This is a genomic window from Glutamicibacter ardleyensis (assembly GCF_014644555.1).
Taxonomy (GTDB): Bacteria; Actinomycetota; Actinomycetes; order Actinomycetales; family Micrococcaceae; genus Glutamicibacter; species Glutamicibacter bergerei.
In genome coordinates, this window is sequence record NZ_BMKX01000001.1 from 767040 (window position 1) to 791244 (window position 24205).

General features: G+C 58.0%; 20 protein-coding genes. 11 read left to right on the forward strand and 9 right to left on the reverse strand.

All coding sequences use genetic code 11. The features are described 5' to 3' along the window. Positions 1-61: 61 nt before the first annotated feature. Complete coding sequence (locus IEX04_RS03420; RefSeq protein ID WP_188683718.1) at positions 62-1150, reverse strand: Zn-dependent alcohol dehydrogenase; 1089 nt, start codon at positions 1148-1150, stop codon at positions 62-64. 111 nt (positions 1151-1261) lie between these two features. On the opposite strand from IEX04_RS03420, the gene IEX04_RS03425 reads away from it, so the two are divergent. Then, positions 1262-2344, forward strand: a complete 1083-nt coding sequence (locus IEX04_RS03425) for a zinc-binding dehydrogenase (protein WP_188683720.1) — start codon at positions 1262-1264, stop codon at positions 2342-2344. On the opposite strand, the gene IEX04_RS03430 is transcribed toward IEX04_RS03425, so the two are convergent. Then, positions 2341-2643 (reverse strand): helix-turn-helix domain-containing protein, encoded by a 303-nt coding sequence (locus IEX04_RS03430; protein WP_188683722.1) that lies wholly within the window; start codon positions 2641-2643, stop codon positions 2341-2343. The two genes, IEX04_RS03425 and IEX04_RS03430, sit on opposite strands and share 4 nt — an antisense overlap. Before the next feature lie 64 nt (positions 2644-2707). Here IEX04_RS03430 and map point away from each other — a divergent pair, with 64 nt between their 5' ends. Beyond that, a complete protein-coding gene (gene map, locus IEX04_RS03435; protein ID WP_188683724.1) occupies positions 2708-3484 on the forward strand; it encodes a type I methionyl aminopeptidase in 777 nt (258 codons plus the stop codon). A gap of 4 nt (positions 3485-3488) precedes the next feature. Here map and IEX04_RS03440 read toward each other — a convergent pair whose 3' ends face one another. From IEX04_RS03440 to IEX04_RS03455, 4 genes are all read right to left on the reverse strand, one after another. Next, a complete protein-coding gene (locus IEX04_RS03440) occupies positions 3489-4043 on the reverse strand; it encodes a hypothetical protein (RefSeq protein WP_188683726.1) in 555 nt (184 codons plus the stop codon). A gap of 170 nt (positions 4044-4213) precedes the next feature. After that, positions 4214-5362 carry a flavin reductase gene (locus IEX04_RS03445; protein ID WP_188683728.1) on the reverse strand — a complete coding sequence of 383 codons (1149 nt, stop codon included), beginning with the start codon at positions 5360-5362 and terminating at the stop codon, positions 4214-4216. Beyond that, on the reverse strand, positions 5359-6789 hold the full coding sequence (locus tag IEX04_RS03450) for an MmgE/PrpD family protein (RefSeq protein WP_188683730.1): 1431 nt from the start codon (positions 6787-6789) through the stop codon (positions 5359-5361). The genes IEX04_RS03445 and IEX04_RS03450 overlap by 4 nt, the downstream gene beginning before the upstream one ends. Positions 6790-6798: 9 nt before the next feature. Continuing rightward, positions 6799-8295, reverse strand: coding sequence for a 4-hydroxyphenylacetate 3-hydroxylase N-terminal domain-containing protein (locus tag IEX04_RS03455; RefSeq protein WP_188683732.1), 1497 nt, complete (start codon positions 8293-8295; stop codon positions 6799-6801). A 258-nt stretch (positions 8296-8553) separates the two neighbouring features. On the opposite strand from IEX04_RS03455, the gene IEX04_RS03460 reads away from it, so the two are divergent. After that, positions 8554-9933, forward strand: a complete 1380-nt coding sequence (locus IEX04_RS03460; protein ID WP_188683734.1) for an MFS transporter — start codon at positions 8554-8556, stop codon at positions 9931-9933. A gap of 202 nt (positions 9934-10135) precedes the next feature. Beyond that, positions 10136-11464 (forward strand): NtaA/DmoA family FMN-dependent monooxygenase, encoded by a 1329-nt coding sequence (locus tag IEX04_RS03465; RefSeq protein WP_188683736.1) that lies wholly within the window; start codon positions 10136-10138, stop codon positions 11462-11464. Here IEX04_RS03465 and IEX04_RS03470 read toward each other — a convergent pair. Further along, the gene (locus tag IEX04_RS03470; protein WP_188683738.1) at positions 11461-12396 is read right to left on the reverse strand and encodes a LysR family transcriptional regulator; all 936 of its coding nucleotides are present in this window, start codon (positions 12394-12396) and stop codon (positions 11461-11463) included. The two genes, IEX04_RS03465 and IEX04_RS03470, sit on opposite strands and share 4 nt — an antisense overlap. Before the next feature lie 97 nt (positions 12397-12493). On the opposite strand from IEX04_RS03470, the gene IEX04_RS03475 reads away from it, so the two are divergent. Next, complete coding sequence (locus IEX04_RS03475; protein ID WP_188683740.1) at positions 12494-14071, forward strand: FAD-binding oxidoreductase; 1578 nt, start codon at positions 12494-12496, stop codon at positions 14069-14071. A 264-nt stretch (positions 14072-14335) separates the two neighbouring features. Here the strand turns inward: IEX04_RS03475 and IEX04_RS03480 are convergent, their stop codons facing one another. Next, entirely contained in the window at positions 14336-15046 is a 711-nt protein-coding gene (locus tag IEX04_RS03480) for a GntR family transcriptional regulator (protein WP_194446430.1), read from the reverse strand. A 135-nt stretch (positions 15047-15181) separates the two neighbouring features. On the opposite strand from IEX04_RS03480, the gene IEX04_RS03485 reads away from it, so the two are divergent. From IEX04_RS03485 to IEX04_RS03510, 6 genes are all read left to right on the forward strand, one after another. Continuing rightward, positions 15182-17164, forward strand: coding sequence for a flavin-containing monooxygenase (locus tag IEX04_RS03485; RefSeq protein ID WP_188683744.1), 1983 nt, complete (start codon positions 15182-15184; stop codon positions 17162-17164). 2 nt (positions 17165-17166) lie between these two features. Beyond that, entirely contained in the window at positions 17167-18540 is a 1374-nt protein-coding gene (locus tag IEX04_RS03490; protein WP_188683752.1) for a carboxylesterase family protein, read from the forward strand. Between the two features lie 367 nt (positions 18541-18907). Then, the gene (locus tag IEX04_RS03495; RefSeq protein WP_188683759.1) at positions 18908-19759 is read left to right on the forward strand and encodes a VOC family protein; all 852 of its coding nucleotides are present in this window, start codon (positions 18908-18910) and stop codon (positions 19757-19759) included. A gap of 41 nt (positions 19760-19800) precedes the next feature. Continuing rightward, positions 19801-20649 carry a fumarylacetoacetate hydrolase family protein gene (locus IEX04_RS03500; RefSeq protein WP_188683761.1) on the forward strand — a complete coding sequence of 283 codons (849 nt, stop codon included), beginning with the start codon at positions 19801-19803 and terminating at the stop codon, positions 20647-20649. A gap of 42 nt (positions 20650-20691) precedes the next feature. Further along, entirely contained in the window at positions 20692-22311 is a 1620-nt protein-coding gene (locus IEX04_RS03505) for an FAD-dependent oxidoreductase (RefSeq protein ID WP_188683763.1), read from the forward strand. A gap of 2 nt (positions 22312-22313) precedes the next feature. Then, a complete protein-coding gene (locus IEX04_RS03510; RefSeq protein ID WP_188683765.1) occupies positions 22314-22991 on the forward strand; it encodes a GntR family transcriptional regulator in 678 nt (225 codons plus the stop codon). A gap of 13 nt (positions 22992-23004) precedes the next feature. Here IEX04_RS03510 and IEX04_RS03515 read toward each other — a convergent pair whose 3' ends face one another. Then, positions 23005-24168 carry a glycerate kinase gene (locus IEX04_RS03515; RefSeq protein WP_188683767.1) on the reverse strand — a complete coding sequence of 388 codons (1164 nt, stop codon included), beginning with the start codon at positions 24166-24168 and terminating at the stop codon, positions 23005-23007. Positions 24169-24205 lie beyond the last annotated feature (37 nt).

The window sequence follows — 24205 nt, forward strand, 5'->3', positions numbered from 1 at the left end:
TTCTTCTGCTGATGATTGTGGGGGCTTCGCATGCGAAGCCCCCACAATCATCAGCAATGTTTTAGAACATGATGACGTTGCGTGCGACGGCACCGCCACGCAACTGCTCATAGCCTTGCTCAATTTGGTCCAGCGTGATGTGCGCCGAGACCAGCTCATCTAATTTGAAGCGTCCCTGCAGATACAACTCGGCGTACATCGGGATATCTAGCTGGATATTGCTTGAGCCCATGGCGACGCCACGGATCCCCTTTTGCTTGCCCATCAGGTCGCCGAACGGGGTGACATCGATGGTGGAGCCCGGCTTGTGGACCCCGATCAGGTAGGCCGTACCGCCAATTTCCAGCATTGCCACGGCTTGCTCCGTGGTGGGTTTTAATCCGATGACTTCGAAAGCATGGGTTACGCCGCCGCCGGTCAGTTTTTGTACCGCCGCTACCGCATCGGTGTCTGCGCCATTGATAACATCGGTGGCGCCGAAAAGCGAAGCCAATTCCAGCTTCGCTGGCTGCAAGTCGATGGCGATGATGCTCGTCGCTCCCGCAAGCTTGGCACCCTGGATCACGTTGAGGCCCACTCCACCGGCACCAATGACCGCCACGGTGTCTCCCGGACGAATGCGAGCGGTGTTGACCGCCGCTCCGGCGCCGGTGACTACGCCACATCCAAGCAGCGCCGCGCGGTCGAAAGGAATGCTGTTCGGGACTTTCACTACGGTATTTTCATGTACCAATACTTGCTCGGCAAACCCTCCCACACCAATGAACTGGGTCAGCGCCTGGCCTTCGTAGGAAAGTCGTGGGGTGGCACCTGCAGGGCGGGAAGTCTGCGAAGGAACCCGGCATTGGTAAGGGCGTCCACTGCGGCATCCGGTGCACACCCCGCAGCTATGCACCGGTGAGGTCACCACTCGGTCACCGACTTCCAGTGCAGTGACAGCCGACCCGACGCCCACAACCAGGCCTGCCACTTCATGCCCAAGCACCGCAGGCAGTGGAAAGCCAAGGTCGTTGCTGGCTACGTGAAGATCTGAATGGCATAAACCACTGGCTTTGACATCGATAAGCACTTCATGTGCCGCCGGATTGTCCACCATAATGTCCAATACGTCGAAGGCACCTTTGACTTCTGTGATCACTGCAGCCTGCATAGAAGTTCCTCCAAAAAGTTTTTCACGAAAAGACGTGACGAATAGCACGCTTGAAAATATACTAGTAGAAATAATGCATTTTCGGTACGTAAATCCAATAATGAGGTTTTCATGCGCGCAGCAGTCGTCAACACCATCGGTGCAGGTTTCGACATCCAAGAAATTGAAGTAGACCAGCCTCGCGGCAAAGAGGTTTTGGTCAAAGTCGAAGCGGCAGGACTATGCCATTCAGACCACATAGTGGCCAATGTCGACCGCGGACGTCCGCTGCCCATGGTGGTCGGGCATGAAATGGCCGGGATCGTAGTCGGACTCGGCCCAGATGCCACCGACTTCCAAATCGGCGACCATGTCATCGCCACCGAGATCAGCTTCTGCGGGACGTGCGCAGAGTGCGTCAATGGTGCAAGCTACCGGTGCATCTCCCCGCAAACCGCCTTGCGCGGCGCCGAAGACCCGGCTCGGCTTTCCCGTGAGGGGCAACGCGTCGAGGGCTTCGGCGTTGCGGGATTCGCGGAGTACACGGTCTTGCATCAGAACAAGCTTGTCGAAGTCCCCAAAGAGATCCCGTTTGCACAAGCGGCGGTACTCGGGTGCGCCACCACCACTGGAGTAGGCACGGTGCTCAATGCAGCGAAGGTCGCCCCAGGAGAAACCATTGCGGTGGTTGGCCTGGGCGGCATTGGGTTGAACGTCATTCAGGGTGCGCGATTGGCCGGAGCGAAGACCATTATCGGGATTGACCTACAGCCGGACAAGCTGGAATTGGCTAAAAAATTTGGCGCCACCCACGTCATCAACGGCGCCGAGCAGGATGTTGTCGCAGCTGTCAAGGAGATCACCAGCGCAGGCGTGCACCATTCCTTTGAAGCCATCGGGCTCGGAGCCACCCAGCGCCAGGCTATTGAGGTGACGCGTACCGGCGGCCATGTGCATTTCATCGGACTGCCGCAGGGCAAGCCATTGGAACTTAATGTCATGCTGGATCTTTTGGTCCATCAGCGCAGCCTGCATGGAATCTACATGGGCTCCTCAAACGTTCGCAAGGACATTCCCTACTATGCAGATCTTTACTTGCAGGGACGCCTGAACTTGGATGACCTCATTGCCCAGGAAATCCCTCTGGAGCAGATTAATGAAGCATACGAAAAGCAGGAAACCGGTGCCATCGCCCGCAGCGTGATTCGCTTCTAGCCGGCCAGCCGTACCTGCGCAGGCTCCCTGCGACGTTCAGCTTTGAGACCGGCGGTATCGACGGTCAACGTCATCCAAAGCTCGTCCAGGGAGATGTTCAGGACGCCCGCGATAGTCGCAATGGTGGCGAACGCCGGAGTGGCGATGCGTCCGGATTCGATCTTGCGTAGCGTCTCCGGAGAGATTCCCGCATCAAAGGCTACGTCAACCATGGTGCGTTCGGCACGTGCAGTTCGCAACAGGGCACCGAGTCGCTCGCCGCGCTGGAGCTCCATGAGAGTGAGGGGTAATCTGACCATAAAATCAATTATAGTACCGGTATAGTATGAACGGTATTATTATTGGTTTATCGAAGGGTTGCTCATGATTGAAATTCTAAATTCCAAAGACGCCGAACGCGCCCAGGTTACCGGCGCACTGGTGGGAAAGATTCTGCAGACGCTGCGCGAGCGTGCCGCGGTAGGCACCAATTTGCTGGAAATTGATGCCTGGGCCAAGGAAATGATCCTCGGTGCCGGCGCGGTATCCTGCTACGTGGATTACGCACCTTCCTTTGGACGTGGTCCATTTGGCCATTACATCTGCACGGCGGTCAATGATGCCGTATTGCACGGATTGCCCCACGATTATGTGCTGGCAGACGGCGACCTGCTGACCCTTGACCTTGCGATTACCAAGGACGGGATCTCCGCAGACGCCGCGATCAGCTTTGTCGTTGGAGTATCCAAAGATCAGGAAAGTGAAAAACTGATCGACGCCACCAAACGCGCCTTGGCAGCCGGGATCGAAGCGGCTAGGCCAGGAAATAAAGTTGGCGATATCTCCTACGCCATCGGCGCAGTCCTACGCGATGCAGGCTATCCAATTAATACCGAATTTGGCGGACACGGCATCGGCTCCACCATGCATCAAGATCCGCATATCTCCAACACCGGACGCCCAAACCGTGGCTACAAGCTAGTTCCCGGACTGATGCTTGCCTTAGAACCATGGGTGATGACCGATACCGCGAAGCTCGTCACGGATCCAGATGGTTGGACGTTACGCAGCGCCACGGGATGCCGCACTGCACATACCGAACACACCGTCTTGATCACCGAGGGTGATGCCCAAATCATGACCCTTCCGCCTGTCGACTAGGAATTTACTGGCTTTCCTGCCTCGCTGTTTCGGCCCGCTCGGCAACAATTGCATTCGCAACGCTGGAGTTATCCGGCGCAAAGGCGTACAGCTTGCCGGCATCCTGGTGCACCCACCAACGTCCGCACAGCGTGGTGGTGCGCTGCTCAGCATCCTGCGGCCACCAGTCAGCTTCGAGGGTGCGGAAGGTGACAAAATTGTCCGCGGTCAGATTCTTGGTGCGCGGATCTGCGGCATAACCCTTCTTCAATTCCTTGTCGCTAGGCACTCCCACCAGCTTGAGTGTTTTGCAGCTTTCAGAAGATAATTCTCCCGCGTAGTCCATGGTGAAGATGCGCTCGTCTCCGGTACTGCGCTGTTCCAACTTCACATCCGTACCGCCAGCGGGAACCCATTTCGGAAGCAATCCGGAGGCCACACCTTCCTCAGAAGTTTTGGCGCTTTTGGACGCGGACTGCTCATACTTGTCCTGCGCTAAATCGGCAACATTGCAACCGGAAAGCAGTAACGCGCTTGGAACCATCACGGCGAGCATTGAAAGGTACTTTTTCTTCATCATGACTTTAAATCTAGTCAGCAATCTTTCGATTGGCTTCAGCTCAGAGGGCGAACTCTGCGCGCGCTAAGTGCACCCACAGGATGAGTGCCGAATGCTACCAACAGCTCAGGCCGACCAGCTTCCCCACTCGCTGGGAAAACGGATCGGCCTGAGTTGGCTTTAGCTAGGCCTTAGACCTGGCCTCCGTGACGCGAGACCACGTCACGCGCTAGCGACTTGCCAAACTTGGTGTGTTCGGCCAGTGCAGCTAGCGCGGCTGCAACGTCCCGGGCGGCTAAAGCTTCGGTCAGCTGGACCACATAGCTGTGATCCAGCTGGCGGGCCCACTCTTCACCGGTGAACGCCTGACGCCACACGGTGCCGATACCCAGACGGCGGTACGAGTCGATCAGCTGCGAAGATCCTGCAACTCCGACCAACGCATCATGGTAAGCAACATTGAGCGCGAGGAAAGCGTCAAGATCTGCAGCCGAATCCTGGCGCAGGGTACCTAGTTTCTCGGTTATCTCACGCAGCTGCGCAACGGTCTCATCGGTGAGCTTGGAAAGGTGCACGGCAATCACGCCAGATTCAATAGTTGCCCGTGAATCGTAGGCGGAGTCGGTGAGCTCTGCGGTAATAGGCTTGGGCTGGTACTTACCGCCCTCGGTACGGAAGACCAGGTGCTCGCTTTCCAACTTCACCAAGGCAATGGCGACATGGTCTACGTCCGTACGGGAAGCGGCAGCAATGGCATCAAGGTCCAGGTCTTCACCCAGCGGGCTGGTGCGTAGCAATACCCAGGTGCGGGTTGCCTGGTAGGCGGCAAGTTCCTTAGTCGGTTCCAATCGCCCCATGGTTCCACGGTAGTAGGCAAGCGGTTCTCGGTCGTGCGCCTCGGAATGGGTAACTAAACCGAGGAACACGGTGTGAGTTCCGCCGGTAGGAGTTTCGGCGACCTTGCATACGATAGTGGCCAGTGCCCCATCGATCAGCGGCACTCCCTCGGGAGATAAGGTGTGCGCAACGGTGGCAAACTTATCTTCACCTTTACGTCCAAAGTGGAAGGCCAATGCCCCCTGATCTTCAGCGAGGATATTGATCCCGAAGACTCCTGCTTCAACCACGCGGTCGTGAGTGCTGCTGGAGCGGTTCAGGCAGGCAAGCATCATCGGCGGATCCATGGACAGCGACGAAACGGCAGATGCCGTGGTGCCGTAGAGCTGTCCGTCGACCGCCGTGGTGATCACGGTGACGCCGGAGGCGAAATGCCCCACGACGTTGCGGAAGACGTTCTGATCTACGGGCTGTACGTTCTCAATTTTTGATGCGGTATTCATGAGTACTGCTCCTGAGGAATCAAGGTGAAATTTTTGCTGGGATCAAGAGTTTCAAAAAGTTTTTCGAGGTTTGCGGCCGCCCCGAGGTTATTTAACTGTTCACGCAACGCATTGCTGCGTTCAATAAGTTGCGGTGTGCCAAACGCAAGATTCTGCGCGAACTTTTCATCTATGGCTTCTTGGCTCAGTGCGGTGCGCAAGATATTGCCATCCGGATGCTCAACCCGCACGTGCTTGATGCTTCCGTCTTTCAAACGCGCGGTGACTTCAGCCGTCAAACGCTGGTTGTTTGGAAGCGTGCCAGCTAGCTCGATACGTCCCAGCAGGTTAGTCAGCCGCGGATCAGCGAGCGCCTTGGCTGTCAGATGCTCGGGACGCACCGTGCCGTGCAACAAGGCCACCGCAGCGGTGAGGTGGATGGAGAACAACGCGGCTGTGGTGCGCGTTTCCCCGTCCTTGAACCGGGCGCCGACAAATCCATTCAGGGTTCGCTCGGTGACATGCACGCTCAGGCATTCAACGTCCTCGGCACGCACCGAATGCTTGGTAACCAGTTCGGCGCAGGCCTGCAGCGAAGGCTGGGCCGCGCGGCATGAAGCAAATGGTTTGATGGTGCAGTCCCCGTGGAAACTTTCACCTAAACCCTGGAGCGCGAGCAACGGATCAGGATCCGTGGTGAATACCTCGAAGTATCCATGCTTCCCGGTCAACGGATCTTGTGCTCCACGCATGCCGGCGCCAGCAAGCTGAGCTGCGTTGATTCCGGCCCTGGCGGCGAAGGCCATGGGGAGCTTGAAGCTATTTTCCCCGTCAAAGATCGCCGCCACGGATCCGGCCGCCTGGTTCACCGCGATGCCTACCGCATGACGGGTAGTCTCGTGGTCCAACCCCAGCAACCGCGAAGCAATCAGGCTTGCGCCGATCACATTAACCGTTCCGGTGTTGTCCTGGCCGGAATACACGTCGAAACCACCAGCTACCGCGAGGCGTGCGGTGAGGTCATCGCCTACGGCCAGCGCGGTGATGACCTCGGCGCCACTGGCTCCGGTGGACTGCCCTAAAGCGAGAGCCACCGGGACCGTGGTGCCGGAAATGTGCGCCGCGACGGTTCTTCCGCCCGGCCCATCGGCCTCGACCGGCTCAAAGTCGAAGGAGCGGATCAGCGTTGCATTGAGGAAGGCCGCCGAGGATGCAGGGAGCCGTTGCGCGGTTCCAAGCACCTGCGCTTGTGTACCTTCTCCCCAGGCGGCGACTACCTTGCGCAGCTTTGCCGCGCCGTCGGCTTGATGTCCAGCCAATCCTGCGCCGACACTGTCGAGCAGGCGTTGGGACACTCGTTGCACGGTCGGCGCAGGCAGGTCCGTGAATTGAGTTTCCAACGCGTGCTCAATTAGCGTGTCGAGCAGGTCCGGCGTCCGGGTTTGCATGTCAACTCCTTAGGCGCGCGCTGCGGCGGCGTCGAGGTCGAGACTGTCATCGGCTGCTGCGGTGGGAAAGATGCCAACTTCAGCAAACATTGCCTCATAGGCTCCGGTCTCACCCTTCATCTGGGCCTTCTTATGATCCAAGGCGCGGGCACGTCCAATGGAGCCTAGGTAGAAGCGCTCGTAGAGTTCGTTGCGGCTGCCCAAGGCGGAGCCGGCGAAGTCCCATGCGGTGCGGAAGATCTTTGCGCGCTCCTCCGGCATAATGCCGTTGGCACCTGGCAGGTACTTCTTCAGCAGCGGGCCCAGACGGGTTTCTTCGAAAGCCGCGGCCGTTGGTGTAGCCAGCAGGTTGTGCGAGCCCATGGACTTGATAATGTCGTTGACCCGAGCCATCCACAAAGGCATCATGGTGCGCAGGCTGGAGATGTCATCGTGGCAGAAGTACGCACCGCCACCCCATTCCGAGGCGTTGACCTCAGCTGAGTGGATTACCGCACGGGCGATGCGCAGGTAGGAGTAAATTTCTCCGAGCATCGATGCGGTTTCCGGCTTGGTATCTGTGGCAGTTACCTTGGCCATCTGCACGCAGAGGTCATAGGCGAATTCGAGCTTGACCGAGGCGCGAATGGCGGTCTGCTGCTGGGTGTTGCCAGTGGCAGTTCCCGCGTTCAGGGAGTTGTAGACGTCGAGCTGTCCATCGATGAACACGCGGTCCCAAGGAATGAGCACATCATCAAAGATGATCACCGCATCCTGCTCGTCGAAGCGGGAGGAGAATGGCTTGTCCACGATGGGCTGGTCCACACCATAGTGGTCACGGCAGACCGAGACTACACCCTTGGTGGCCACCGGAATAGCGAAGGATAGTGCGTATTCTTCGTAGCCCTTCTGGATGGGCACCGCTGGGTAGACGTAGAGTTCGTCGGCAATGGGGCCCAGCGTCGCGAGCATCTTGGCACCGCGGACAATCAGGCCTTCATCGGTGCGCTCAACGACGCGCAGGGTCAACTCTTCGTTAATTCCCTGAAGTTCACCAACTGACTTGTCGATGGCCGCGTGAACGATGGTGTGCGTCAAGGCCAGGTCCTGCTCTTGCACTAGACGCCAGTAGTTCTGCAGACGCTCGTAGTACACAGGGTCACCGGATTTGGCGAAGATGTCCGGGCGGGAGGCGTGGCCGGCAAGTACTACGTTGACGTAGTCCGGGGTGCGGCCAAGCATGCCGTTGGAGTAGCGGGCCAGGCGATCAAATGCGCGGTGGCGGCGGGCAATGTCTTCCGCGTTATGTGGACGCAGCAATGAGACGTTGTGCTCTTCACCGGTTTCGGCATCGCGCATCAGGCAGTCGGCTGCGTACTTGTGCTGGTAGTCAAAGTAAGCGGCCATGCCGTTGATCGAGCCTTGGAACGCGGGGTGCTCGGTAATATCGATCTGCTCGTTACCTAGCCAAACTTCACGGGAATCCTTCAGACCTGCCCTGTACTGCTCACCAGTGCGTGCACTCATGTGATTACTCCTAACGGATCGTCCCTCAAGCGGGGCTCAAAATATATTCTGTGTCTAAGTTTATATAAAGAGTGTGACGCAAATCAATCCCTTGATCAAACTTTTCACAGAAAACACTCGAAATCCGCGATATTTCAACAATTTAGGATTCGCCGAAAAAATATTCTTTGACACACAATCGGTAAAAACTGGACAAGGTTGCGTGATGTACGCCATTATGGGGTGAATCACAAACCTCCATTAGGAAGGAGTTCAACCGTGCCTGCACCACGAGCGAACACCGGACCCGAAAGTCCTCCAGCAGCCTCCAAGAATGATTCCCTTAATACAAAGGATCTGCGCCGAATCCTCGGCTCCAGCTTCCTAGGCAGCGTTATTGAGTACTACGACTTCATCCTTTACGCCACCGCCGCCTCGATTATTTTTGACAAGGTTTTCTTCGGGAACCTCACCCCCGGCCTAGCGCTATTCGCGTCCTTTGGAACACTCGCGGTGGGCTACGTCGCCCGGCCGCTGGGCGGAATAATCTTCGGTCACTTCGGAGATCGGGTGGGCCGCAAGAAGATGCTGGTGCTGTCCATGATGATGATGGGTTTTGCCACCATCGCAATCGGGTTATTGCCAACCACCGCGAGCATCGGTATCGCTGCGCCGATCATCCTGGTGCTACTGCGCGTAGTTCAGGGCATCTCAGTAGGTGGCGAATGGGGCGGCGCGACACTTATGGCGCTAGAGCATGCGCCTGCGAACAAGCGTGGCTTTGCGGCATCCTTCGCCAACGCTGGCGCGCCAGCCGGTGGCCTACTGGCGACCTTCCTGATTTCATTTGTTTCCTTCAGCACCGGGGACAACTTCCTTACCTGGGGTTGGCGCATTCCGTTCCTGTTCTCAGCAGTTCTGATCGTCATCGGGATGGTGATTCGACTTAAAGTCGCAGAGTCCCCGGTCTTCCAGGAGATGGACGCCAAGGCGGTCTCAGCACAAAAGGAACGCAAGACCCCGATTTCACTGGTGCTCAAACACCACTCCAAAACCGTCGTTATGACCTTGGTCGCCTCGCTAGGCTTTTACACCTGCCAAGGGATCTTGACCTCGTGGGGCGTCGCCCAAGCTGTCGGCCTAGGGGTCGATCGGTCCTTCGTATTAAACTCCAAGGGCTACGCCGCGATGATCACGATTGTCGTCTGCCTACTGGCCGCAAGGCTTTCTGACCGCTACGGTCGCAAAACAATTCTCACCGTCGGCGCAGTAGCCGGTATGGTCTGGGCTTTCCCAGCCGTCGCACTGATGAGCAACGGAACCGGGTGGGGCTTTATGGTCGCAGTCCTGGTTGGCAACGGAGTGATTCAGGGAATTCTCGCCGGTCCAATTGGCGCCTACATCTCCGAGCTATTCCCAGCCGATGTCCGGTACACCGGAGCATCGCTGGCTTACCAAAGCTCTTCAACACTCGGTGCGGGATTCACTCCAATGATTGCCACCGCACTAGCGATGAGCTTCGGTGTCATGTCGGTCGGCGTCTTCTGGGTCGCAATTCTTGTCATTGGATTTATCGCGATCCGCATGAGCCCCGAGGGTGCAGCCTTGGAGCACAAGCAGTCGATAACCCCGACAAACAAAAACAGCATCAACGCCTAACACCACAGGCACTAACGGTTTGCCGCGGCGCCTTGTGGCCCGCGGCAAACTTTTAGACCCAATCATCAAATTTATTGATGGTATACAGCTAAAACTTCTCTATTTACGACTTATCATTCGCTTGGCACGATAGAAGCAAGTGCCCTGGGTTACATCCGCGACATTCGCATCACGGATTCCCATTTGGAAAGGAACAGCCATAATGACTCCCAAAAATCCGAAGCACATGGTGCTCACCACCTTCATGCTTCCTGCTGGTTACCATAAGGATTCCTGGCGTATGGACGGTTCACGTTCCGACGAACTGGCCAACCTCGAGTTCGTCTATGACCTCACCAAGATGGCAGAAGACGCCAAGCTTGACGCAATCTTCTTCGGCGATATCGTGCACGCGAACACGGTCATGCGCGGCGACATCAAGATGAACGGCTTCTATGAGCCAATGACAGTGCTCTCCGCACTGGCCGCACGTACCAAGAACATCGGCTTGATCGGCACGGTCTCCACCTCATTCTCCGAGCCATATAACCTAGCCCGGCAGATGGCAGGCCTGGACCACATGTCCGGTGGACGCGCCGGCTGGAACATCGTGACCAGCTCCGATGGCTTCCAGAACTACGGCATCAAAACCGCTCCAGATCCAGCAACCCGTTACCGCCGCGCTACCGAGTTTGTCGACGTGGTCCAACAGCTTTGGGATTCCTGGGAAGATGACGCGGTCATCAATGACAAGGAGTCCGGCTGGTACGTAGACACTGAGAAGATCCACCCGATCAACCACACCGGCGAGTTCTTCCAGGTCCAAGGGCCCATTAACATGCCACGCAGCCCGCAGGGCCGTCCGGTCCTAGTTCAGGCCGGTTCTTCCGGTCCGGGTATGGAACTTGGCTCTTCGGTGGCCGACGGCATCTATACCGCACAGCCGCTCAAGGAACCTTCGGTCGAGTTCTACGCAAAGTTCAAGGCCATGGCAGCGGCTAAGGGTCGTAACCCACAAGATATCAAGGTCATTCCGGGCATCCTGCCGATTCTGGGCGATACTCAGGCAGAGGCCGATGAGCTGGCCGAGCACTTGGCCAACCACCTGCATTTGGACAATGGCCGAGTGCAGGTCGGCGCGGACCTGAAGATGGACCTGTCCGAACTGGACTTCAACGACAAGATCCCGGCTTCCTGGTTCTCCGATGATCCGGCACTGGGTTCGCGCTACCAGATCTACCGCCGCAAATCCGTAGATCAGGGCATGACCCTGCGCGAACTCATCGTAGATCTTGCCCGCTCCACCGGACACCAGTGGATGGCCGGAACCGCAAGCGCCGTGGCAGACCGGATGATCGACTGGTTCGACTCCAAGGCGTGCGACGGCTTTAACCTCAATGCTCCGTTCAACCCGGGCGGCTTTAAGCTCATCTGCGACAAGCTCGTTCCAGAACTGCAAGAACGCGGCTACTTCCGCACCGAGTACGAGGGCACCACCTTGCGTGACAACTTTGGACTCTCACGCCCGGCCTCGATTCGCGAACGCGTCTAGTTCCCGGCGGCCTGGTCAAAGAGTTCGGCGGCAACTTCCACCCACGCTTGGGCGCGGGAGTTCAGCCGGGAACTGCGTGGCCAGGCCACCGAAACCGGCACAGCCGCCGTTTGGTTATCGGGCAAGGTCAAAGGTTTCAGCACCACCTGAAGTTCACCGTAAGGCGCTTCGAGAGCAGGCTGCTGGAACAGCACCGCTACCCCACGGCCGGTGCCGACCAAGGAACGCACTGTCGCATAGGATCGCGAGCGATGCCGAATCTGCGGCGAAATCCCGGATCCTTGGTAGAGCCCGAGGATCCGCTGGGTAATTGGATCAGATTCGTAGAGCACGAGCGGTTCGGTGGCAATTTGCTCTAGGGAAACCGATGCTTCGGCGGCCAACGCATGATCGGCCGGCAGCAGCACATACGCCGGGGCCATCGCCACGGTGGCCGACCGTAGGGCCGGGGAAATATCTGCACCGTAGAGGAAGGCGACATCGATGGAACCATCAAGCAAGGCAGCTTGCATGTCTTGGTGGAATCCTTCCATGAAATCCACCTCTACCTTCGGACACTGCAAGGCGAAGGCGTTAAGCATCGGCGGAATGATGGTTGGCCCCAAAGGCATGAAACAGCCCACCGTCAGCGGTCCGGTCAGGGTGGCGCGGGTTCCATGCCCCATCGTTTCGACATCATGGGCTAGTTCCAACATTTCCCTGGCCTGGCGCAGCACGGTGCGGCCGGTAGCCGTAAGCGTCAGCCCCTTGGCCCGGCGCTTGATCGCCAGCTCAGCTCCGACAATGCGTTCAAGTTCGGCAATCGACATGGAGATTGCCGAAGGCGCTAGGTGCAGGCGACGTGCGGCTTCGGCCATCGTCCCCGCCTCGGCGGCGACGACAAAGTGCCAGAGCTGACGCAAGGTCAGTTGTGGGTGCGAGGCTAGACTCATGTCATCAATCCTATTGATGACACCAATGATATAAAGCAATATTTTCGATTAAGAAGATCAGGCCACCTTTGATATGGCGGCCAGAAAAGGGTGAATCATGGATCGTCGTGAAGACTTCCTGCGCGAAGCCGCCGCCATCGTAGGCGAGGAAAATGTCGTACCGCTCGGAGACTCCGAAGGATACCTTGACCCCTACCCGCTAAATCCGGGCCGTACCCCCTGGCCAGGTGTACGCCCAGCAAATACCGAAGAAGTTCAGGCAATTGTCGCGCTGGCTACCGAACACGAAGTCCCACTGTGGACCTTCTCCTGTGGCAAAAATCTGGGCTACGGCGGACCTGAACCACGAGATGGCGGCATGGTTGCGTTAGACCTGAGCCGGATGAATCGGATCATTAAGGTAGATGACCGGTTGTGCTACGCCGTGGTGGAACCCGGCGTGACCTTCTTTGATCTTTTCGAATATATCAAGGAGCACAAACTCAACGTTTGGATGTCTGTACCTGCCCTAGGCTGGGGTTCGGTACTGGGAAACATGTTGGACCGCGGTTATGGCATGACCCCCTACGGTGACCATGTGAAGTCGCTATGTGGCATGGAAGTAGTCTTGCCGGACGGTGACTTAGTGCGTACCGGCATGGGTGCAATGGACGGCACTGAACTTGGACCGATCTTCCAAGGAGGATTCGGCCCCACCTTGGACGGTTTATTCACCCAATCGAATCTTGGCGTGGTCACCCAAGTTGGCCTGTGGCTACAGCCAGCCCCAAACACATATGTCAACGGCGACATCGCAGTGCAGAACGAAGAAGATCTGCCGCAACTGATAGACATCCTCACCACCTTGCGCCGCGAAGAGATCATTCAGAATAACGCATTGTGCGGCAACGTGGTCCGTGCGGCCACGATGCGCGGCAATCGAGCTCAATTCTGGGATGGCGAAGGTTCCATTCCAGACTGGCGCTTGGAAGAGATGCGCCAGGAGTTCGGCATCGGGCAGTGGAATGGAAAATTTGCGTTCTACGGTGACCGCGCACTGTGCGAACGCCGCTTGGAAATCGTTGAAGAGCGTATCTCGCAGATTCCTGGCGCTACGGTCAAGGCGCGCTTCTACTCGGGCGCCGAAGGCCTTGCCCTGCAGCATGATGACATCGCCCCCTTGGATAAAACTCAAATGGCCGGCGTGCCAACGCTGAAGCCGCTGTCCACCGTGGGATGGGCAGCTGAAAACGGTGGCCATATCGATGCCGCACCAATCATTCCGGCCCGCGGCGAAGCCGTCTATGAGTTCTATCAAGAAGCAAAGAGGCTCTACTCAAAGTACGGATTTGACCTGTACATCGGTTACCACTTGTATCCCCGGCACATGGTTCACGTGACGATGATTTTCTTTGAACGTGGCAATGAAGAGATGCTTGCCCGAGCTCGCGCACTGTATACGGAACTACTGGACTTTGCTCGGGAACGAGGTTATGCACCATACCGCAGCCATGTGGATTATATGGACCGCATCTCTGACGGTTTCGACTTCAATGATCACGCGGCACGTCGACTGCAAGAGAAGATCAAGGATGCACTGGATCCTGCAGGCATTCTCGCGCCCGGCAAACAAGGCATCTGGCCAGAGCGGTTCCGTGAGCAGCGCACTAGTGCACCACAGGAACAGCTGCGTTAGCACTTGAGAGTCCAGCAGGCGCGAAATGTTCGCTTCCCCTGCTGGACTCCTTTTTAAGATGGATGGGTCGTTAGTACCGCAGCAGGCCACTCGGTCCATGACAGCCGAGACGTTGAACCGCGCCGCAAACGGGCGTGCACTTTATCCCGCCGCTGTGTCGATACGCCAACATCAACTAACGAGTCTTGCGCCAGCAATGTGACGCCGGAGTACGCCAAGGGCGTGACGCGCATTTAGCACGTCACGCCCTTGGTGGATGCCTCTTTAGCTGGCTAGGACCGCATGGCCTGTACAGGCCAGTCCAGCTTCACCACCATTACGCACAGCGTTTAAGGTAATTTCGTAGTGCTTTCGCAGCAGTGCGCCGGTAAGCCTCGCGTCACGGTCCAGCGCGGCGGCCAGGATATCCGCGTGCTCCTGCTCAATATCGCGCTTGACGTCTCGAGTTGCCGGCCCCGCCCAACGCCCGTAGAGCTGGATCAGGTCCGATAGAGTCTGCGTCAATTCTGTCAGCATAGGCACGCCACATGCCTCAACTAATTTGTTGTGGAACTCCTGGTGAGCGTGGTTCCACGCGGGGGTGTGGTTGTCCGGGTCTTCTGGCGAGCGACGCGGTGTCCGGTTCAAAGTATGGTGCGCAGCAATGAGCTCGCTCTCCCATTCCAGAGGCGCTCGCTCAAAACCTAGTGTTACCGCGAGCTGCTCGTTGGCGCAGCGCATTTCAACGATGTCACCTAATTCGGCAAGGGAAAGTTCTGGAACGAAAAAACCGCGATTCGGGCGCAAAGTCACGAGCCTGTCGCCGACCAATCGAGTCAACGCCTCACGAATCACCGTACTTGAGGTGTCGTAGTGTTCAGATAGTTGCGTCAGCTGCAGGCGAGCGCCGGGCTCCCAGCGCCCGTCCAAAATATCGGTGCGCAAGGTGTCTCTAATGTGCTTTGACATCGTTTCCGAGTCTGTCCGCTTAGCCATGACATAAATCATACCAAACGACTCACAGAATACATTTTTAGTTGACTTATGCATAACCAACGAGTGACACTGGTTACAAAGAGAGTTTGTGGGAATCCGAAAATTCCCACGAAATCGATGCCTCTAGGAGTAAAAATGAGTGAATCCTTGATCGAAGCACGTGCCGCACACAAGCTCGATGATCTATATGCCCGCGATAGCTACACCGCAATTACCGATGATGACGCTAAGCTGCGTCAGGTGGTAGATTCCACGGATCTGCCTCCATTGATGATCGCGTTGGCTGCAGCTACCGGTGATTACTCGATGCTGCGAGATGAGCTGCGCCCACCGCAGCCTCCCGTTGATACGGTTGGTCAGCCGCACGGCGGGATGAATGAGGCACAGCGGACTGCCGCACGCGATCTGGCCTTTGATGCGTTACGGCGTGTTCGGGACGAAAAGATCACCGGCGTCCAGGCGCTCTCCGACGAGCAGGCCACGCAGATCCTGGATTGGCTCACTAACGGGGCTACCCGCGAGTACCACCCGATGCTCATGCACGACATGTCGCTCGTTCCACAGCACAGCGGGGCACCGCGCTTTACCAAGGACCAAGTCGACGCGCAGCGTAACTTCACAGTTGCCGTCATCGGCTCAGGGGTCGCAGGAATGGCCGCCGCGTACCGCCTCAAGCAAGCCGGTTTGGACTACACGGTTTTCGAAAAAGGCAACGAGGTCGGCGGTACTTGGTGGAAAAACACCTACCCTGGCGTGCGCCTTGATACTCCTAACTATGCATACTCCTTCTCCTTTGCACAGCGCGATGACTGGCCGCAGCAGTTCTCCGAAGGCGCAGAAATCCACAAGTACACCCGAGATGTTGCCCAGCGCGGCGGTATCACCGAAAACATTCAGATGGGCACTGAAGTCCTCTCGGCGCAATGGGATGAAGCCACCGGCGAGTGGATCTTGTCGATGGTCGTAGACGGCGGCAAGGTTGAGGAACGCCGCTTTAATGCAATTCTTTCGGCTGTTGGCCAGCTCGATCGCCCAAAGTTCCCGGAGACCCCCGGCCGTGAGAAGTTCGCCGGCATCCAGGTGCACTCAGCCGAATGGGATCCAGCGATCGATCTAACCGGCAAAAAGGTCGCGGTCATCGGTTCCGGTGCCAGCGCCTACCAAATCGTTCCGGCAATTGTGGATCAGGTTGCCGAGCTGAAAGTATTCCAGCGCTCCTCGCCGTGGATGCTGCCTACCCCGTTCTACTACGAGGACATGCCCGAGTCCGTCACCTACCTCGTGGAGCATCTTCCACAGTTTGGCCAGTGGCTTCGCCTCTGGCAGCACTGGCTCGGCGTCGAGGGCCGCCAGCACTCCACCGCCGCGGACCCGAACTGGACCAAAGAAGGTTCCGTTTCGGAAATCAATGAACGAGTGCGCCAAGAACTAACCGAGATGCTCAAGGTGCAGTACGCAGACCGCCCGGACCTGCTGCCAAAAGTCACCCCCGATTACATTGTCGGCGGAAAGCGCATGCTGCGCGATAACGGCGTCTGGTCCGCAAGCCTGAAGAAACCACAGACGACTCTGGTTACCGAAGGCATGGTCGAGATGACCGAAGCCGGCATCATTGATGGCGACGGAACTTTGCACGAGCTCGACGTCATCATTTACGCCACCGGCTTCCAGGCCTCCGAATTCCTGGAACCGCTGCGCGTCACCGGCGCTAACGGTGTTGACCTGCACGAGTACTGGGCGGGCAACGCCACCGCTTATGCCGGTGTGACCGTTCCAGGCTTCCCTAACCTATTTATTGTTTCCGGCCCAAACACCGGCCATGTAGTCAATGGTTCATTGTTCTCCATGATTGAGTACGGCTTGACCTACATTCTGGATGCCATACACATTCTCTTGGAAAAGGATCTGAAGGCCTTGGACCTGAAGCAGGAGGTCTTGGACAAGTTCGTCACCGATTTAGATGCGGCGAACCGGCTTAAAGCTTGGGGCCACCCAGATGTTAAAACTTGGTACAAGAACAAGTTTGGCCGTGTCTCACAGATCTGGCCGTACCCAATCGTTGAATATTGGAACGTTACCCGGTCGGTGGATCTTTCCCAGTACAACGAGGTCCACTAGGCATGTCCATCTATTCCTATGCCACCACTACAGGCGCACGCTTTGCACCACTGCAGGCGGTGGAGGGCTTAGTTCAGTCCAGTCCAGCGATCTTCCCGCAGAGCCCCGGCTCTTTGGATTGGCTGCTCGGTCCTGCTTTGCAGGAACTTGAACAGTCTGAGGACGCATTCCAGCTGGCGGTGTTCGCACCAGCTGGTGCTCGTGACCTTCCGGTGATGGTGTTCCTGCCCGGTGGGGGCTTTGTCTCGGGCGCCGGTACCGTGCGTTGGCATGACGCGCAGAACTTCGCCGACGCCCAGCGGGCGGTAGTCGTTGTGGTGAATTACCGAGTCGGGTTGCTCGCACACCGAGGCAGTGTTGGCGGGGGAAATACCGTACCCGAGGAGCTGCTTTTGGCTCTTCGCTGGGTACAGCGCAACGTTGGCGCGCTGGGCGGAAACGCTGAGAACGTCACGCTTGCCGGCCAGTCTGCCGGTGCATTCTGGGCCTTTGCGCTGGCCCAGCTCGAGCAGGCTCGTGGCCTCTTTCAGCGTCTCTACCTCGGCTCGCTATCCTTCCAACCGCCATTGTCAGAGCAAGAAGCAGCACAGCGCCAGGAACTCGTCACCGAGCACCTGGGTGGACGGGGGCTGGAAACCGCCACAACAGTTCAATTGCTGTCCACTGCCAGCACCATCGGCAAGCATTGGGCCGGGCGCGGGCTTGGACTCTATCCGAGCGCAGATCAAGCGGTTCCCGCCGACCTGTTCGACGTCGCAGCCGCAGCTTCGCGTTTGCACGTAGATCAGGTGCTGTTGAGCCATACCGCTGATGAAGCCACCGCATTTATCGGCCAGGCGCCGGATCACGCGTTCCCGGAACCCGCTGTGCAGGGATTCATCGGTGCGCATTTCGCCGATCCGGATATGGTCGCGGAGGTCTTCGCCGAGGATCAGTCGCTGGTGACCTCGAAGGACCGGATGATTCGCGCGATGTCCCTGCACCAGATCGAGTTGTACGCGACCGAACTGGCCGATGCGCTGGCAGCAGCAGGCAAGCAGACCTACGTGGTTCGTTTCTCAGTTGTTTCCGAGTTGCCCAAGGCACGCTCCGCGCACTGCTTTGAGCTTCCCTTTGTATTTGCCAATGCACAGCAGTGGGAAGATGCCCCGATGCTGCGCGAGTTGGATCCCGAGACCTATGCTGTGGCCTCAACACAATTCAGCTCGCTAATTGGTTCATTCTTGAAGGACGGGATGCCTACCGACACGCAAGGAAACACGTTGCCGGCGCATCACGTTGGCACCGGCGAAGCCCGCCAGATTACCGGCTCCGGGGTTCAAGATCATCGGCTCGAACGCCGTCTGGCCACTAAGCGCTTGGTGCCTATACGGTGAAGTCCGCAATCGATGCGCCGCAGTAACGCCTAAAGACGTTGCTTACCTGGGATGTGAGTTACGCGCATTCCAGCGGCGCATCGATTCCAAGACCTCATCAAATATCTTGGCCAAAACCAGCAGCTGGAAGTTCTAGCCTGGATGGCTGCAGTGGCCGTGAATCAGCAGCATGGCTTTGCGTACTTTCACGCTGATTTTGCTGCCCGTTCCGGAGTTGATCGGGACGGGCAGCAACTCATTTAAGAAACTTTCCACCATCTCTGGATAATCTGCTTAAACACGGATAATCTAATTATTGAGACAGATTGCATTCGTGCTAACCGAGAGGACCACCATGGCTTGGGGACTAATTAGGGAAATGGGCCACGTGTCCATCCAAACCAACAACATCGAAGGCTCAATCTTCGATGCCACCGAGCTCTTGGGCTTACGCGTCACCGAACGCACCGACAATGAGGTTTATCTGGCGGCAAACTCGGTGCACCACGAACTGACATATGTGCAGTCAGAGGTCAACGGCATTCACTCGCTGGGTTTGATCGCGCAGAACGGCGACGCACTGCGCGAAATCCGCCGCCGTGTTGCCACTGAGAACTTCAAGATCGTCTCCGAGACCCCGGTCTCCGCCGGCGTGCAGGATGGATTCTCCTTCATAGGCCCCGAAGGGTGGGTTTTTGAGATCTACACCGGCATGCAGCACAGCGACCGCGGCCTGCTCTCCTTTGGCCCGGACCGCTACGGCCACATCAACTTCCACCCGCGCGATGTGCGCGGCATGATGGAATTTTTACGTCGCATCTTCGACTTCCGGCTCTCCGACGTCATCGGCGACGACTTCGCCTACTTCATGCGCTGCAACCCGGACCACCACGGCATCGCGCTGATCAAGGGCCAAGGCACCTTCCACCACCACGCCTGGCAGGTCCAGTCGATCGGCGACCTGGCCAAGCTCGGAGACCGTCTCGGCGCCGCCGGACGCGAACTGATCTGGGGTCCGGTCCGCCACGGCGCGGGACACAACATCGCCGCGTACTACGTAGAAACTTCAGGTGCCGTCGTCGAGCTGTACACCGACCTTGAACAGATCTATGACGATGAACGCGACCCGATCATCTGGGGCGAGGACGAAAACTGGTGGAATATGTGGTCCAACCGGCGCACCGATGATTTCCGGACCTTCGGCATCCCCACGGTCACCGAACTTAAAACTTTCATTTAGCAACTGAGCAATTCACAAAACTTTCGAAAGGCAGCAATCACATGAAGTACGTATCTTTCCTCGCAGCAAACGGCACCGAGACCTGGGGCGTAGCCATCGACGGCACCGTGTATGACCTGGGCCCAACCGGCAAAAACCTCGCAGCCAACGTACGCGAACTAATCGAAAACGGCGCCTTCGGGACCGAACTGGATCTGTCCGGTGCGCCAACTATCGACGAAGCTGAGATCACCCACCTGCCATCACTGACCAATCCAGGCAAGATCATCTGCATCGGCGTGAACTACCTAGCGCACCAGGAAGAGTCCGGCAAGACCGGACAGACCGCACCAACAGTCTTCACCCGTTTCGCCGATACTCAGATGGGCCATCTGGCCCCTGCGGTGAAGCCAGCTTCCACCACCAAGTTTGATTACGAAGGCGAGATGGCCTTAGTCATTGGCAAGGAAGCATGGCGCGTCTCCGAGGAAGACTCCTGGGACCACATCGCCGGATACGCCTGCTACAACGACTTCTCGGTCCGCGACTGGCAGAAAGCTGCCAGCCAGTGGATCCCCGGCAAGAACTTCCCTGCCACCGGCGGTTTCGGCCCATACCTGGTCCCAGCCAAGGATCTTGGCGACGTAAACAAGCTGACCTTGGAAACCCGCGTGAACGGTGAGGTCCGCCAGAATGCTCCGGTTTCCAACCTCGTCTTCAACATCCCACAGCTGATCAACTATGTCACCGCCTTCACCAAGCTGAACCCCGGAGACGTGGTTGTCACCGGAACGCCAGGCGGCGTAGGCCTGTTCTGGGGCGAAGGTGGACTGCTCAACGACGGCGATGTGGTTGAAGTGGAGATCACCGGGTTGGGCGTGCTGCGTAATACCGTCAAGGACGAAGTCTAAATATCCACGCAGTACCATTCAAAGCAAAGTAAGGAGCGGGCTGTGGCCGAACGTGCAGAAGTCGATGTACTGATTATTGGGGCAGGTCCTACCGGGCTAACCACCGCCAACTTGTTGGCGGACGCCGGCTTGACGGTGGCCCTGATCGAGGCGAACCCGGGCAGCGGTGACGAACCGCGCGCCATCAGCGCCACCGACGAGACCCTGCGCGTGATGCAGCATCTAGGCATCATGGATCGGCTCGCTCCCGAAATGCTCATGGATACCGGGGCGCGCTACTTTGGCCTCGGCGGCAAGGTCATTGCCGACGTCCGCCCCGGAAACCCGCGCCTTGGCCAACCCGGAAAATCGCAGTTTGACCAGCCGGTCCTCGAAGGGCTGCTGTACGAGGCCGCAGCTCAGCGCGAGAAGATCAGCCTGCATTTCAACACCTCCGCCACCTCGATTACTCAAGACGAACACGGTGTTCGCGTCGCTGCCACCCGCCTCGGCGCGCGCAGCCTCGGCTACAACGGTGCCTTAGCCGGAGACTCTGGTTCGCATAGCGCACCGCCGGAGAACTCACCGGTCACCGAACTGGAATTTAACGCCAGCTGGGTTATTGCCTGTGACGGGGGCCGTTCCTTCGCTCGCCGTGAACTAGGCATCGGCTTGCAAGGATCCACACAGGTAGAACGCTGGATCGTGGTGGACTTGCTCGATGTTCCGGGAAACCCCGAACCTTTTGCATCCTTCCATTGCAATGGAACCCGACCGGCGGTAGTCGTGCCCGGAGTCAATGGTCGGCGCCGCTACGAATTCATGCTCTTTGATCATGAAGATGGCGAAGCGATGATCAGCACCGAATCGATCACCGAACTGGTCACCCCCTACCAAGACATCACTAAAGTCACCGTTAGGCGAGCCACGGTCTACACCGCCCATCAGCGTATTGCCGACCGCTACCGCAGTGGGCGCGTGCTGCTTGCCGGTGACGCCGCACATCTCATGCCACCGTTTGCTGGCCAGGGCTTGAACGCGGGAATCCGTGACGCCGTTAGTGCCTCATGGCGTGTAGCCGCCGTGGTGAAGGGGGAAGCTAACGAGTCAATCATTGACGATTACGCCACCGAACGCCGACCCCATGCGGCCGACATGGTTAAACTGTCCAAACGCATCGGTTGGGTGGTGATGAATACGAATCCTGTGGTGACCCGCATTCGCGATGCGGTAGTCACCGGAACCCGTGCACTTCCAGCATTGAACCGCTGGCTCACGCAGATGCGCTTCCTCAAACAGCCCCATTACACCACTGGTACCGTAGTCCCCGCCCTGCCCGGAGTGCCGCACTTGGCCGCCGAGTTCGTTGGGCGCAGCCTGCCACAACCAGATATCTGCGTGGACGGCGAAAACACGAAATTAGACGAGCTGCTAGGCGCTGAATGGAACTTGATTGAAGTCTCAGCGGGCCACCGCCTGATCTTCACCGACCAGCTCGGCAACACGCGAACGGCGCTAGATACCGCACGAGTCTTCGACGCAGCTACCGGAACGGTGCTGCTGATCCGCCCGGACTTCTATGTCGCAGGCATTGCACCAGCACGCGAGCGCCAAGCACTGCTGCAGTCCTTGCTCTCCAAGGTTCCAGCCCTTGGAGACTTCGATACTGCCCTGCGGCACTAGCCATGGCCAAGGCCTCGACGCACTCCGTAGCGGGTATTCGCAACGCCATCCTAGAAGGCCGGTGGTCCCCGGGCGACCGGCTCCAGCCTTCGGCTCTTGCTGTTCACTTCGAAACGAGCACCACCGTAATTCGCGAGTCATTGACGAAGCTCGCGGGCGAAGGCTTGGTTACGAGCAAGCCCAATCGAGGGTTTTTCGTACCTGAACTGAATCTTCGGGAATTAGCGGATATCACCGAGTTACGGTGCGTCACGGAAGAACTTGCCGCCAGATTAGCGGTGGCTCGCGGTGATCTTGGGTGGGAATCAGGACTCATTGCGGCTCATCACCAGCTAGCTCGAATCCCAAGGCATCTCAGCCATTCCCCAGTAGTGATAAACCCCGAGTGGGGTTCGGCCCACCGCGACTTCCATCGGGCGCTGCTCTCCCCGTGTGATTGCGCACCAATGCTGGCATTGTCAGCTAACTTAGCGAATTCAACGCTGTTGTACCGGCGCTGGGCGGCCACTTCTGACGCGGCTAGCGCCCGCAACGTGGAGCGTGAACATGAGCAACTGCTTGAAGCCGCGCTGAGCCATGATGCTTCCAAGCTCGCCAGCTTGCTCCGTGAACATTACGAGGGTTCGGTTCAGGTCATCTTAGAAGCGGGACTTCTGGACGCCGTCCCCGTCCGCGCATAAGTAGTCCGCCATATCAGCGCAGGTAGGTCCGAGCCACGCTGTATGCGGTGCGCCGAATAAGCTGCAACGCGTTGGAGGACAGCTCTTCAAGGTCCGCTGGGCCTTGGGCAATCGAATAGGCGGCGAGGATTCCAGAGTCGGCGAGCGCTGCTTCGTCCAAAGCTACCGAACCGGCGATGACGATAACGTCTGCTTGCCGGTTGGCTGCTTGCAGCACTCCGCTGACCACCTTGCCTTGCAAGGACTGAGAGTCCAGGCGCCCTTCGCCGGTGAAGACAAGCTGGGCGGCGGAAAGGATCTCGTGCGCGTTGATTGCCCGTGCCACCAGTTCCCACCCGGGTACTAGTTCAACCTCGCAATAGGATCCAATGCAAAGCGCCAGGCCACCGGCGGCACCCATCCCTGCGCGGTCACGTATTTTCCGTCCGGTCGCAGCTTCTAGAACATCTGCCAACTTCCGCAGACCTGCATCCAGCTTCTCTACGTCCTGTGGTGAGGCGCCTTTCTGCGGGCCGAATACTGCGGCGGCACCGTTAGCGCCCAGTAGTGGGTTGGTGACATCGCAGGCGATCTGCCAGGTGACTTGTTGCGCCCGCGGATCCAGAGTGGAAACGTCAATGCCGGCCAGCTTGCTGAGCAGGCCGCCGCCTGGAGCCAGTTCTTGTTCCTGCTCGTCGAGCAGCTTCGCACCGAGGGCGGACAGAAGCCCGGCTCCTCCGTCTGTGGTTGCCGAACCACCGAGGCAAAGAATGATTTTTTGGACACCAAGATCTAATGCCTGAGTAACAAGTGCGCCGAGCCCAAAGGTCGTCGCCTTCAGTGGCTGGCGGGGCACGTCACTGACTTGAGGCAAGCCGGCGGCTTCAGCAGCTTCGATTACGGCTGTTGTCCCATCGGCAGATAATCCGAAACGGGAACTGACTGCTCGGCCCAGCGCATCGGTTGTTTGGACACTTTGCGGCTCGGTTCCCCATGCGTCGGTCAGTGCGTCAAGGGTTCCCTCGCCACCGTCGGCAAAAGGGACCGCTGTAATTGCTACGTCACGGCCCACTGAGTTTGCAGCAGCCTGCACACCGTCGGCAATCGCGGCAGCTACTTCGCTAGCCCGGGCACTGCCCTTGAACGAGTCTGGAACTATCGCCACATTCACTGGGTGGACCACGTTGCTCTGTGTCATGGAACCAACCTTAGATTCAGAGAGGACTTTGAACCAT

Coding starts and splice junctions, on each gene's coding strand:
- IEX04_RS03420 (WP_188683718.1), bottom strand. CDS start 1,150: ATGCAGGCTGCAGTGATCACAGAAGTCAAAGGTGCCTTCGACGTATTG.
- IEX04_RS03425 (WP_188683720.1), top strand. CDS start 1,262: ATGCGCGCAGCAGTCGTCAACACCATCGGTGCAGGTTTCGACATCCAA.
- IEX04_RS03430 (WP_188683722.1), bottom strand. CDS start 2,643: ATGGTCAGATTACCCCTCACTCTCATGGAGCTCCAGCGCGGCGAGCGA.
- map (WP_188683724.1), top strand. CDS start 2,708: ATGATTGAAATTCTAAATTCCAAAGACGCCGAACGCGCCCAGGTTACC.
- IEX04_RS03440 (WP_188683726.1), bottom strand. CDS start 4,043: ATGATGAAGAAAAAGTACCTTTCAATGCTCGCCGTGATGGTTCCAAGC.
- IEX04_RS03445 (WP_188683728.1), bottom strand. CDS start 5,362: ATGAATACCGCATCAAAAATTGAGAACGTACAGCCCGTAGATCAGAAC.
- IEX04_RS03450 (WP_188683730.1), bottom strand. CDS start 6,789: ATGCAAACCCGGACGCCGGACCTGCTCGACACGCTAATTGAGCACGCG.
- IEX04_RS03455 (WP_188683732.1), bottom strand. CDS start 8,295: ATGAGTGCACGCACTGGTGAGCAGTACAGGGCAGGTCTGAAGGATTCC.
- IEX04_RS03465 (WP_188683736.1), top strand. CDS start 10,136: ATGACTCCCAAAAATCCGAAGCACATGGTGCTCACCACCTTCATGCTT.
- IEX04_RS03470 (WP_188683738.1), bottom strand. CDS start 12,396: ATGAGTCTAGCCTCGCACCCACAACTGACCTTGCGTCAGCTCTGGCAC.
- IEX04_RS03475 (WP_188683740.1), top strand. CDS start 12,494: ATGGATCGTCGTGAAGACTTCCTGCGCGAAGCCGCCGCCATCGTAGGC.
- IEX04_RS03480 (WP_194446430.1), bottom strand. CDS start 15,046: ATGGCTAAGCGGACAGACTCGGAAACGATGTCAAAGCACATTAGAGAC.
- IEX04_RS03485 (WP_188683744.1), top strand. CDS start 15,182: ATGAGTGAATCCTTGATCGAAGCACGTGCCGCACACAAGCTCGATGAT.
- IEX04_RS03490 (WP_188683752.1), top strand. CDS start 17,167: ATGTCCATCTATTCCTATGCCACCACTACAGGCGCACGCTTTGCACCA.
- IEX04_RS03500 (WP_188683761.1), top strand. CDS start 19,801: ATGAAGTACGTATCTTTCCTCGCAGCAAACGGCACCGAGACCTGGGGC.
- IEX04_RS03510 (WP_188683765.1), top strand. CDS start 22,314: ATGGCCAAGGCCTCGACGCACTCCGTAGCGGGTATTCGCAACGCCATC.
- IEX04_RS03515 (WP_188683767.1), bottom strand. CDS start 24,168: ATGACACAGAGCAACGTGGTCCACCCAGTGAATGTGGCGATAGTTCCA.